This is a genomic window from Dellaglioa kimchii (genome assembly GCF_046115505.1).
Classification (GTDB): Bacteria; Bacillota; Bacilli; order Lactobacillales; family Lactobacillaceae; genus Dellaglioa; species Dellaglioa kimchii.
The window spans coordinates 1,081,327-1,093,948 of record NZ_CP170736.1; the positions used below are offsets into that span (position 1 = coordinate 1,081,327).

The 12,622-nt window shown below is 34.4% G+C and carries 8 protein-coding genes; 1 reads left to right on the forward strand and 7 read right to left on the reverse strand.

Going from position 1 to position 12,622, the window contains the following annotated elements:
• Window positions 1-38 precede the first annotated feature (38 nt).
• The 6 genes from ACE83Q_RS05440 to ACE83Q_RS05465 form a co-directional block, all read right to left on the reverse strand.
• On the reverse strand, window positions 39-1,583 hold the full coding sequence (locus tag ACE83Q_RS05440) for an ABC-F family ATP-binding cassette domain-containing protein (RefSeq protein WP_409021725.1): 1,545 nt from the start codon (window positions 1,581-1,583) through the stop codon (window positions 39-41).
• A gap of 21 nt (window positions 1,584-1,604) precedes the next feature.
• A complete protein-coding gene (gene lepA, locus ACE83Q_RS05445; protein WP_409021726.1) occupies window positions 1,605-3,398 on the reverse strand; it encodes a translation elongation factor 4 in 1,794 nt (597 codons plus the stop codon).
• 181 nt (window positions 3,399-3,579) lie between these two features.
• Window positions 3,580-5,463: an ABC transporter ATP-binding protein gene (locus tag ACE83Q_RS05450; RefSeq protein WP_409021727.1), complete on the reverse strand. Its 1,884-nt coding sequence runs from the start codon at window positions 5,461-5,463 to the stop codon at window positions 3,580-3,582.
• A complete protein-coding gene (locus ACE83Q_RS05455) occupies window positions 5,463-7,202 on the reverse strand; it encodes an ABC transporter ATP-binding protein (protein ID WP_409021728.1) in 1,740 nt (579 codons plus the stop codon). The genes ACE83Q_RS05450 and ACE83Q_RS05455 overlap by 1 nt, the downstream gene beginning before the upstream one ends.
• A gap of 6 nt (window positions 7,203-7,208) precedes the next feature.
• Window positions 7,209-7,889 carry a TetR family transcriptional regulator gene (locus ACE83Q_RS05460; protein WP_409021729.1) on the reverse strand — a complete coding sequence of 227 codons (681 nt, stop codon included), beginning with the start codon at window positions 7,887-7,889 and terminating at the stop codon, window positions 7,209-7,211.
• Window positions 7,890-7,978: 89 nt separating this feature from the next.
• Entirely contained in the window at window positions 7,979-9,946 is a 1,968-nt protein-coding gene (locus ACE83Q_RS05465; protein WP_409022822.1) for an ATP-binding cassette domain-containing protein, read from the reverse strand.
• Between the two features lie 261 nt (window positions 9,947-10,207).
• Here ACE83Q_RS05465 and ACE83Q_RS05470 point away from each other — a divergent pair, with 261 nt between their 5' ends.
• Window positions 10,208-11,095: a phosphate ABC transporter substrate-binding protein PstS family protein gene (locus ACE83Q_RS05470; RefSeq protein ID WP_409021730.1), complete on the forward strand. Its 888-nt coding sequence runs from the start codon at window positions 10,208-10,210 to the stop codon at window positions 11,093-11,095.
• 59 nt (window positions 11,096-11,154) lie between these two features.
• Here ACE83Q_RS05470 and ACE83Q_RS05475 read toward each other — a convergent pair whose 3' ends face one another.
• Window positions 11,155-12,573, reverse strand: a complete 1,419-nt coding sequence (locus ACE83Q_RS05475) for a C69 family dipeptidase (protein WP_409021731.1) — start codon at window positions 12,571-12,573, stop codon at window positions 11,155-11,157.
• Window positions 12,574-12,622: the final 49 nt, after the last annotated feature.

Genomic DNA, 12,622 nt, shown 5'->3' on the forward strand with positions numbered 1-12,622 from the left:
AAATAGCCTTGGAAAGTAAATCTCCAAGGCTATTACCACTATTTTTGAATTCTTATTGCTTCAACATCAAACACTTTATCAATCCAAGATTCATAAAATGGTGCTTCATGACTAACTAATAAAACATTTCCAGGAAAACGTCGGACTGCCTTTTGTAGCGCATCTTTTGTATCATCATCCAAATGATTAGTTGGTTCATCCAAAATTAAAAAGTTACTTGGTTTCAATTCAACCAAACTCAACTTCACTTTCATTTGTTCCCCACCACTTAAAATATTAATAGGTTTCATTGTATTCGCAGCGTTAATACCTGATTTAGCCAATCGACGACGGATCGTTTTAGGTTCCAACTCAGGGTATTCATCTTGAATAATTTGAAGTGGTGTCATTTCCTTATTATCCCAAATTAAATCTTGATCAAAATAATTAACAACAACAGAATCAGAAAATTCAGCAGTTCCACCAAAGGTTGGAATTAACTTCAAAATTGACTTAATCATTGTTGATTTACCAATTCCGTTAAAGCCTTTTAAGACAACTTTTTCTTGATGTGATAACGAAAAAGTTACTGGTGATAGTAATGGCGTTTTATAACCAACTGATAAATTTTTAACGGCAAGCGTTGATGCGGATCCGGTATCTAGATAAGGAAAATCAAATTTACCTTTTACAGTATCACTCGGCGGCGTCACACGCTCAATTTTATCTAATCGTTTTTGTCTAGACTTAGCCATTGTGGCACGCGTTCCAGCTTTATTTTTTCGAATATAAGCCTCATCTTTTTCAATTTGAAGGCGTTGTTTCTGGAAAGCTTTTAGTTGCGCTTCTTTTTTAGCTTCTTTTTGCTTAATAGCTGATTTAAAATTCCCACGATATTTTGTGATTTTACCGAATGCAACATCAATAATTGTATTCGTGACATTTTGTAAAAATTCAAAATCATGAGAAATAACCATGAAACAGCCTTCAAATTGGTTTAAATACTCAGTTAACCAATCAATATGTTCTGTATCCAAATAATTAGTTGGTTCATCTAATAGAATAACTTCAGGATTTTCCAATAATAATTTAGCTAAGATAATCTTAGATCTCTGACCACCACTTAATTCACTAACTTGATGGTCTTTTTCAATTGCATCTAATCCTAAACCAGTTCGGACACGGTCAATTTCCGTATCGATATCATAAAAATTTTTAGCTTCAAGTTCTTCTTGATATCTACCCGCTTTTTCCAACAGCTTCTCGTCCATATTTTTAGCATAATCCGTATAGGCCTGTGTTTGTTTTTCACTAATATCATATAAACGTTGAAATGCTGTCTTCAAAAACTCAATGACTGTAATACCTTCCGCAACTTCAGCATATTGATCTAAATAGCCGATTGTCGCACTTTTTTTCCATTTAATTTCGCCTTCGTCAGGTAGTTCTTGTCCAGTAATAATTTTGATTAATGTACTTTTACCAGCACCATTTTGACCAATGATACCCATATGATCCTCAGTGTTTAATTCGAAATGAGCATCCTCATATAATTGCTTATCCGCAAATTGATGGGAAAGTTGGCGAACTTCTAAAACTCCCATTGTAATCCTTCTTTCTAAAGACTAGTTATCATTGTTTACTTCCAATATTGCATTAAATACTTCTTGTGGTAGTTCCATTTCAGCCTTAGAACCCAATCGTTTATTCGCACTTTGGCGGCGTAACATATCTTGTTTGGCTGCATTCTTTTTATCACTACTTGTTGTCGCACTCTTACGAAGAGGCGGTACATTTGCACGTGAGATAGCCTTATTTTCAATAACCGCTTGTACTGGCATTGGAAATAATTTACGTGGAATTGAATATTTCAATTGTTCGACTAATTTCTGACCAATTTCCACAGCATCTTGTCTGTGCACAACAAATCCCAGTGCATCAACCGTTGCATAGTTAACTAAAACGTCCATTTTAACGACATCAGCTGTTTGATATCCTTTAAACTGCGTTTCCATTGTTGCATAACCATGTGATAATGATTTTAATTGGTTGAAGAAATCATAAGCAATCTCAGATGTTGGTAACGCATAATTTAATTCAGTTTGACCAGAATTGTATGACATATCTTGAAAAATACCTTTACGTTTTTCAGCTAATTTCATAATATCGCCCACTTGTTCATCTGGCACGGTCATATGAACATCTAAAAATGGTTCTTCAACATGATCAATTTCAGAAAAATTAGGAAATTGGACAGGATTATCAACAACAACTTCTTTACCATTTTTCAAAATAACATGGTACGTAACATTAGGCGTCGTTGTTAACACCCCTAATTGGTATTCTTTTTCGAGTCGTTCACGAATAATACTTAAATGTAACATCCCTAAGAATCCACATCTAAACCCTAGTCCTAAAGCATCTGACTTTTCTTCTTTATAATGGAAAGATGAATCATTTAAGGCTAATTTTTGGATAGCTGATTTTAATTCCTTATAGTTATTATCTTTAGGATAAAATCCAGCGAAAACCATTGATTCTGATTCTTTATATCCAGGAAGTGCCTCTGGCGTCGGGTTACTTTGAGAAGTTAATGTATCTCCAATTTTAACTAGTTGAGGATCTTTTAGCCCTGTAATAACATACCCAACATCCCCGGCATGTAGGCTATCAACAGCCACCATATCAGGTTTGAAAATACCTGCTTCTACTACTTGGAAATCAGTCGTTTGTTGCATAAATCGAAGTAAATTATTAGCTTTAAATTCACCATCAAAGACACGAATATAAGCCACAATTCCTTTAAATGCATCAAAATGTGAATCAAAAACTAATGCTTTAAGTGGTGCTTCAATCTCACCGATTGGTTCTGGAATACGGTCTTTAATTGCCTCTAGAACCAAATCAACACCAATCCCAGTTTTAGCTGATATTAATAACATTTCGTCTTCATCAACGTCTGCTAATTCCATCAATTGAATTTTAGTTTCTTCAACATCAGCGTTAGGATGATCAATCTTATTAATTACTGGAATGATTTTTAAGTTATTTTCTTTAGCTAAACGGTAATTCGCAACCGTCTGTGCTTGCACACCTTGAGTGGCGTCCACTAATAAAATAGCCCCATCACTAGCAGCTAAACTTTTCGAAACTTCATATGAAAAATCAACGTGTCCCGGTGTATCAATAAAATTATATTCGTAAGTTTCACCATTAGTAGCCGTGTAATAACTACGAACCGTTCGTGATTTAACTGTAATCCCATGTTCTTGTTCAACAGCCATTGAATCTAACAATTGACTAGACATCTCACGTTCACTGACGGTTTGTGTTTCTTCCATAATTCGATCAGCTAAAGTTGATTTACCATGATCAATATGGGCAATAATTGAAAAATTTCTAATTTGTGATTGTTTCATTATGATTAAACCTCATTTTCTAAATAATCATCTACTGTTTTAGAGTCTTTTTTATTATACGCTAAATTATCAACCTCGTAAGAAGAAGATTAAAAGCCGGTAAGAATGCCCAAGTATTTAAAAACGAAAAAATAATGAACACAAATTTAACTAAGGTTAAATTCCGCTCATTATTTTTAATTTAAATAGTACCGTTTGCAAATTGACTATTGTACAAATCAGCATAGAATCCATTTTTAGCAATCAAAGCATCATGATTTCCAGTTTCAATAATTGAGCCATTATCCATCACAATAATATTATCCGCATCACGAATTGTTGATAGACGATGGGCAACAACGAAACTCGTCCGACTATCTAATAAGGTATCCATCGCTTTTTGAATCAAAACTTCAGTTCGTGTATCAACTGAACTCGTTGCTTCATCTAAAATTAAAATTTCCGGGTCAGCCAAAAATGCACGAGCAATCGTTAATAATTGACGTTGCCCTTGTGAAATATTTGAAGCATCTTCATTCAGAACAGTTTGATAACCATCTGGTAATTGACGAACAAATGTATCAACGTGAGCGGCTTTTGCTGCAGTATAAACCTCTTCATCCGTTGCATTTTCACGACCATATTGAATATTTTCCATAATAGTTCCTGTAAATAACCAAGTATCTTGAAGGACCATCGAGATTGATTTACGTAAATCTTCTCGTTTTAAATTTTTAGTATCAACGCCATTAAGTCGGATTGAACCCGCTGAGACATCATAAAAGCGTTCAATTAAGTTAATAATCGTTGTCTTTCCAGCACCCGTAGGTCCAACAATTGCTACCTTTTGTCCTTCTTTAACATCCAAATTATAATCTGTCATCAAAAGTTTCTTATCTGAGTAACCAAATTGAACATGATCGAAAGAAATTTTATTCCCATTATCAGCAATTGGTAAGTCATCGTTACTTTCATCTTTCAATTCTTCTTCATCTAAAATTTCAAAGATTCGTTCTGCAGAAGCTACAGTTGCTTGAATCGTATTAGATAAGTTGGCAATTTGAGTGATTGGTTGTGAGAATTGGTTCACATATTGTAAAAAGGCTTGGACGTTACCTAAAGTAATTGTTCCTTGTGAAACCTTAATTCCACCAACAATTGCCACAAATACATAACCAATATTTTTGATAAAATTCATTGCAGGCATAATTAATCCAGAAATAAATTGTGCTTTCCATGAACTTTTATAATAATCATTATTCTGTTTTTCAAAAATATCAATATTTTTTTCTTCTTTATTAAATGTCTTAACAACCGTATGACCTGCATACGTTTCTTCAACTTGATTGTTCAAAAGTCCTAAACTCTTTTGTTGTCCAGCAAAGAACTTTTGCGAACGAGGCGCGATTAATGAGACAACAACCAAACTTAAAGGAACAATAATCAAAGCAATTAACGTCAATTGCCAACTAATTGAGAACATCATATAGAGAACACTGACAAAGGTCACAACACTTGTTACTAACTGTGTAAAACTTTGTTGTAACGTTCCAGAAATGTTATCCACATCATTTACAGCACGTGACATAATATCACCATTTGGATGTGTATCATAGTAAGAAACGGGCACACGTTCCATTTTAGCCTTAATATCTTTACGAAGTGCGTACACCGTTTTTTGAGAAATATTAGTCATGATTAATTGCTGCACAAAACTGAAAAGTGCTGAAGCAATATACATAATACCAACTGTCAGTAAGATATTCTTAATTGCATCAAAATTGATTGGCAAGGAAGTTACTTTCTGACCTTGTTTCATTTGGGTGAATCCTTTAGTTACACCAGAGAAAATTTCCGTTGTTGCGCGTCCTAAAATTTTAGGAGAAACCGCCTGGAAAATTACAGATATAATGGCTAGCACTAATACTATCCCTATTGAAATTAACCATGGTGACATGTATTTCGCTAAACGTCCAATTGTTTTCCAAAAGTTCTTAGGTTTTTCAACTGGTCGTCCAATATTGCCATGTCCACCTCGACCGCCCCGCATAGGCTGCGTTGCTTGTTTTGACTTATTATCTGCCATTACCCTGCATCCCCCTCTCTGATTTGTGACTGCATAATTTCTTGATAGGTTTCATTTGTGGCTTTCAATTCTTCATGAGTCCCTTTACCAACAATTTTTCCACCGTCGATAACTAAGATTAAATCGGCACTTGTCACACTAGAAATCCGTTGTGCCACAATTACAACAACACTATCTTTGATGTTTTCATCCGTTTTAAGTGAGCCACGTAACTTAGCATCTGTTTTAAAATCAAGCGCTGAGAATGAATCATCAAACAAGTAAACAGAGGCTTGTTTAACTAATGCTCTTGCAATTGCAAGTCGTTGTTTTTGACCACCAGAGAAATTATCTCCACCTTGTTCAACTATGCCGTCTAAGCCATCCGCTGATTCTTCAACAAATGATTTAGCTTGTGCTATTTCTAGCGCATGCCACAACTCATCATCTGTTGCTGTTTCATTTCCAAACTGTAGGTTGCTTCGGATTGTTCCTCTAAACAGAACTGTCTTTTGTTGAACAAGAGAAATTTGGTCATGTAAGCTTGCTTGGGTTAACTCATAAATTGATTGACCGTCAATTTTAATATCGCCTGATTCAACATCGAATAGTCGGGGAATTAAATTAATTAACGTTGACTTACCAGATCCAGTACCACCAATAATCGCAATTGTTTGACCTGCCTTTGCTTCAAAGTTAATATCTGTTAGGGCTTCTTTTTCAGCACCCGTATATCGGAAATTAACATTATCAAATGACAACTGACTTTCTTCTACTTTACTACGGTCAACTGTAATTGCATCAGGTTGGTCTTTTATCGAATTATTCGTATCTAAAACTTCGTTGATACGTGCTGCAGCAGCTTGCGCACGAGGTAACATAACAAAAACCATCGATAACATCATAAAACTTGATAAAATTTGCATTGCATACGTCATAAACGCAACTAGATTACCTACTTGCATCGACATATCTCCAATTAAATGACCGCCATACCAAATAATTGCGATATTGGTTGCACTAAGCACTAAGGTCATCATGGGGAACATTAACGCCGTAATTGAAAATACTTTACGGGCATTATCTGTATATTCTTTATTCACACGATCAAAACGATTTTGTTCATATTTATCTTGATTAAATGCGCGAATAACACGAACACCTGTTAAACCTTCACGAAAGACAAGATTAATATGATCAATTCTTTTTTGTAACGTTTTAAACAGTGGCACTGCAAAATACATAACTGAAGCAATTAAAATAATTAAAATTGGAACAGCTACTAAAAAAATAACGGTTAATTCTTTTTGTTTGTTGTAAGCTAAAATGCTAGCACCAATCAACATGATAGGCGCTTGAATCATCATTCTTAACATCATAACGGTAACGTTTTGAATTTGTAGCACATCAGTTGATGTTCTTGTAATTAAACTTGAATTTCCAATTTGATCAAATTCATGACTTGAAAAATTAAGTACTTTTTTGTAAATATGACTTCTTAATCTAAGTCCCAATTTTTGCGCTAAGCGTGAAGCGATAAAGACATTGCCAACTGCCGCAACAATACCAATAGCTGCTACGCCTAACATGACATAACCCACCTGCCAGATATACGCAACGTCACCTTGTGAGACACCCTTATTAATCATGTCTGATGTTAATGTTGGTAAATATAAATCGCAGATAACTTGAACAATCATAAATACAAATGCACCAACCATTGCCCAAACGCTAACGCGATTTTTCATTACTTTTATCATTTATTTTTATTCCTCCCTTTTTGAAACACCAATAGCTACCCAGTTAGCCATTGTTTCATATTCTTTTTGTAACTCTTCAACAGGTATTTCAATACCTTCTCTTTGTTTTGAAAAATAATCATTAATAGTTTTCATAAATGGACTCATTAAAGAAAACATAAGTAAACTAATTTCTTCATCTGAAGAAATGGTTAATAAAGACCGATCAATTTCACTCATAATATCAAAATCTGCTTTTAAATTTTGATGAAATGGTCCACCAAAATGTGGCTGTTTCCCACTATGATGCGGATGGTGAGGATGATGCGGTTGCATCCGGCTACTCATTTTAAAGTCCATTCGGACAAAGGCGTTCTTAAAAAATGCAGCATCCTCCCCAGAAACTGTGTTCGCAATCGTTTCTGAAAAAAAGGTCTTCATAGTCGTCACGATATCACCTTGATTTCGTTTTAATAATTCACCAAATCTTTTAGTTTGATTCTGTCGAATAGTATCAAAATAATAAAAGTATAAATCTTCTTTATTTTCGAAATATTGGTAAAAACTACCTCGCGGAATATCCGCAATTTTTATGATATTACTAATTGACGCTTCAAATAGAGGTACTCTTGAGAACTCTTCTTTAGCAGCATCTAATATCCGTTGTTGCTTATCTTCATCTAAATTAAAATACGTTTTTTTAGGCATACTTTCTCCTTTATACAAAAAATGACAAACTGTCATGTGACAACTTGTCATGTTACTAGTCTTTATTTAAAAATGCAATTTTATTTTACTTATTCTTTTCTTAAAGATTCAACTGGATCAAGTTTTGATGCTCTGTTTGCTGGTAAGAAACTGGCAACCATACTAATCAAGACACTGATTAAAATACCAGAGAATACATAACTAGCTGTAACTTTAACAATCGTAACATCAAATGTTGCAACTGAGAATGCATTTAACCCAAAGGCTAGAATGTATGTTACGCCAACACCAATTAAGCCTGATGCTAATCCAATTAGGAACGCTTCTGAAACAAATATGCGGCGAATATCCTTACGACGTGCACCTAATGCTTTCATAACACCGATTTCTTTTGTTCTTTCAACAACAGAGATATTTAGAACCACTAATATCATAATTGCAGAAACGAGCAATGATATCGCAGCTACGGCCGTTAAAACGTCTGTCAAAATATCTAACATTTGAGTAAACATTTCTGACATTTTTTCTTGAATTGAACCTGTGTAACCCAATGATTTAACTTTAGCTTTTATACCAGCCGTATTAGCCTTATCATTCGTATGAAGATAGACAACATTTGGTTTAATTGTTTCATTATTATCTTCAACCAATTGTTGTAAGTCAGCGTAATTCAAGTAAACTAAACTGCTTGAACTGCTACTTCCAGATGCTTCATAAATTCCGGCTACTTTGAATGTTTTCTTAATTGTTTTTTCATTATAAACAATCGCAATTTTAACTTCTTTACCAACAATGTTCTTGCCTAATGAATCTGCAGTTGTTTTATCTAATAAAATGCCATCTTTACCTGGTTTAGTACCCTTAGTAATGTTTGATTTTGTAATACCTGAATTCATTGTACCTAACTGCATCAAACTAGCTTTTTTATCTTTATATGAAACCGTATTTGTACCTAGTGAAATAGCTGTATAACCCTTTTGTAGCTCATTAACATGTTTAATATTTGTTAACTTATTAATATCTTTTTTAGAAAATGACCCTGTCTGACCAGTAATTGCAGCCATTTGACTTTGTTGTTCTTTAGCTTGCGCTGCTTGGGCTTGAGAACCAGCAGCTGGTGTTACTGTTTTAGAACTACTACTTGAAGAACTTGTTTTTGCCTTCATATGAACTTCAGTTACATTGGGATTCACATAGCTAGTCATCGTATCCTTAATATAACTTGTTACCCCTTTTCCAAGCGATAACATTAAAACAACAGACATAATTCCAATACTTGAACCAATAGCAACAAGCAAATTACGAGAAAATTTAGCTTTCATATTAAGTGCAGCTAATCGGATCGCAGACCATAAACTTAAATTCTTAGGCGTTTCACCTTTAAATTCATCTTCATTAGTATGCAACTCTAATTGTTCTTGTTCGGAATCAGAAATAATTGCACCATTATCGATTCGTACAACACGACTTGAATATGCCGCAACGCGATCTGAATGAGTAACCATTAAAACTAATTTACCACGCTTTGCGATATCTTTGATAATTTCTAAAACGGCATCAGTTGTCTCTGAATCCAAAGCACCTGTTGGTTCATCAGCAATAATGACATCAGGATCATTCATTAAGGCACGTGCAATAGCAACACGCTGTTTTTGTCCACCAGATATTTGATCTGGCTTCTTTGTCATATGATCTTGTAACCCAACATCGGTTAATAATTTCTTAGCACGTTTGACACGTACTGATTTATCAACATTTGAGAGTGTCATTGCCATAGCAACGTTATCAATCAAACTTAAATGAGGAATTAAATTAAAATTTTGAAAAATGAATCCAATACTCTTCTTATGAAAGTTAACAAGTTCTTTTTCAGAAAAATCACCAATATTTTCACCATTATACGTAATTTCACCATCAAAATTTGAATCCAATCCACCTATTAAGTTCATTAATGTTGATTTACCACTTCCGGATTCACCAACTATTGAAACTAATTCCCCTTTGTCAAAAGAAGCATTAATATCTTTTAAAGCCTTAAATGTCGTACCACCAGCCATATTATACGTTTTTGAAACGTTTTTTATTTCTAGAATCAATTTATCTCCCCCTATTTCCGTTTTTATGACAGACTGTCATAATGAGCTGATTTTTATTATAGATAATCACACTCACAAAAGCAAAGCATTTCGCTCCACCTTTACCCATTCTTTACAATTTCAGGTGTAAATCATTACACGATTCATACAGAACCATAACATTTAACTGATATTATGAAGTTGTTCTTAAATACGAATACAAAATAAAAGGGGAAGTTAATTATGAGAAAGAAAACAGCAATTATTTCGATAGCAGCAATGAGTCTTTTATTGTTAGCAGGATGTGGTAAATCATCATCTTCTTCAGATGATTCATCAAAAATTTCAGGTAAAATTACTATTGTTGGATCTACTGCTTTACAACCTTTAGTTGAACAAGCAGCTGAAACTTATCAAGCAGATAATTCAGGCTTAACAATTGGCGTGCAAGGTGGTGGCTCAGGTACCGGATTAAGCCAAGTTTCTACAGGTGCTGTTACCGTTGGTAATTCTGACATTTTTGCAGAACAAAAAGATGGCGTAGATGCTAAAAAGATTGTTGATCACAAAGTTGCCGTTGTCGGTATTGCACCTGTTGTCAACAAAGATACAAAAGTAACTAACCTCTCAAAAGCACAACTTGCTAACATCTTCTTAGGTAAAACAACAAACTGGAAAGAACTTGGCGGAGCAGATCAAGCAATCGTTGTCATTAATCGTGCTTCTGGTTCAGGTACACGTACTGTATTTGATAGTAGTATCCTTCCAAATAAAACAGCTAAACAAACACAGGAACAAGATTCAAACGGTACCGTCCAAAAAATGGTATCTTCAACACCAGGTGCCATTAGTTACTTAGCTTTCTCGTACTTAAAAGATAACATTCAAGCTTTATCTATTGATAACGTTAAACCAACATCAAAAAATGTTGAAACAAACAATTGGAAAATTTGGTCATACGAACATATGTATACTAAAGGTTCTCCTAACTACGCAACAGCTAAATTTATTGGTTACATTCAATCAGATAAAATTCAAAACGGCTTAATCAAGAAATTAGGTTATATCTCAATCTCAGATATGAAGGTTGAAAAAGACGCTAAGGGTACTATTGAAGAAATTAACAAATAAACAGAACGCAAAAAAATGATGTAATCTAAAATAGATTACATCATTTTTTTGTTCTATTTTTATAAATTAGCATCCATGTTAAATGTTAATTTAGATAACGTTAATCCTTCAGTAATGAATTGACCAATCATATTCATCGTTCTTTCACGCATATCAGCGACAATTGCGTAATTTTGTTGTGTGAGGTAGTTTGTTAATTCATCCCCACTCATATCTGTAGATGCTGCATCAATATCAGCAACCATCGTCTTTAACTGTTGACGACATGCCTTTAGGTAATCAACATTTTCTTGAATAAAGTGAGAATAATGTGATTCTGTTAACATCGAAACCGTACGATACATCCAATAAGCACTATTCATATCTAGTGTTAATGGTGTTTCGCTGTAACTTGGGTCTGTGTCTGTTGCATTCGTGTAGAACGGCACAAATGGTGCAAATGCTGGAACACCTAAACAGATCCACATTAATGCAGAATGTGCATCATCAACATTGTTTCTTAATTGAAGAACATGTGCATTTTGTGTTCTATTCATTGAAATAGGACGGAATCGTAAACGATCTTCATCAGCACCATGACCAAATGGATCATATTGTGTTTCATTGTAATGTGACCCTAAAATAGCAGTCACATCTTCAACACTGATTTTTTTATTTGCGTAACAAATGAATGGTAATTCACTTGAAGTTGGTTCTTGCTTAATTTCTGGATTCAAACAACGTTGACCATACCAGACACGAGGTGTGTTGTAATGACGATCTTTTTCTGTATCTGTTCCAAAAATATGACGGAAGTTCCAGCCTGTTTTATCAGGGTTTAAATGATGCTCTTCTACATATTCACGGATACCGTCTGACCACATAAAGTTATCTGTATTATCAAAATCAATTTCTTGAATAGCAACTTGATTAGCTGCAACAGCATAAGCGTCATCTGGAATACGTTGTGCAATCCAGTGATGTCCAGTAACAATTTCCATGTACCAAACATCATTTTTATCACTAAATAAGACACCATTTCCTTCAGGTGAACCGTATTTTGTAATTAATGCCCCTAAATATTCAACACCATGTTTTGCTGATTTGATATAAGGTGCAACCATTGTTTGTAATGAATCTTCTGCTAAACCATTTTTAATTAAAGGATCATATGCTAAAACACGTTCATTCGCATAGACACTTTCTGTTGCGCTCATTGCAACATTTTTTCCATTAATACTACTTTCATCAAAGACACCTTTGCTGGATACCTCAACATTAGGCGTTGCTGTCCAGCGATACCCATTTTCTGGTAATGGTGCAGTAAACCCATTTTTATTCGAAGTTAACGTTTCATGACGTCCGGTTACTGCAGGGTACATCAAGAATCGTTGTGGTGTAATAGGCAAAAACGTATCATCATTTCTAGCAATCATCGTTGAGCCATCAATTGTGGCCTTCTTACCAACTAAAATTGTTGTACATGCTTGTTCCATCATAAATAATTCACTCCTTCTCATTATTAAATACCTTTATAGTGTACAACTT

Bases quoted from the DNA above. Each gene is read 5' to 3' on its own strand.
- ACE83Q_RS05440 (WP_409021725.1), bottom strand. From the start codon at position 1,583: ATGGGAGTTTTAGAAGTTCGCCAACTTTCCCATCAATTTGCGGATAAG.
- lepA (WP_409021726.1), bottom strand. From the start codon at position 3,398: ATGAAACAATCACAAATTAGAAATTTTTCAATTATTGCCCATATTGAT.
- ACE83Q_RS05450 (WP_409021727.1), bottom strand. From the start codon at position 5,463: ATGGCAGATAATAAGTCAAAACAAGCAACGCAGCCTATGCGGGGCGGT.
- ACE83Q_RS05455 (WP_409021728.1), bottom strand. From the start codon at position 7,202: ATGATAAAAGTAATGAAAAATCGCGTTAGCGTTTGGGCAATGGTTGGT.
- ACE83Q_RS05460 (WP_409021729.1), bottom strand. From the start codon at position 7,889: ATGCCTAAAAAAACGTATTTTAATTTAGATGAAGATAAGCAACAACGG.
- ACE83Q_RS05465 (WP_409022822.1), bottom strand. From the start codon at position 9,946: ATGGCTGGTGGTACGACATTTAAGGCTTTAAAAGATATTAATGCTTCT.
- ACE83Q_RS05470 (WP_409021730.1), top strand. From the start codon at position 10,208: ATGAGAAAGAAAACAGCAATTATTTCGATAGCAGCAATGAGTCTTTTA.
- ACE83Q_RS05475 (WP_409021731.1), bottom strand. From the start codon at position 12,573: ATGATGGAACAAGCATGTACAACAATTTTAGTTGGTAAGAAGGCCACA.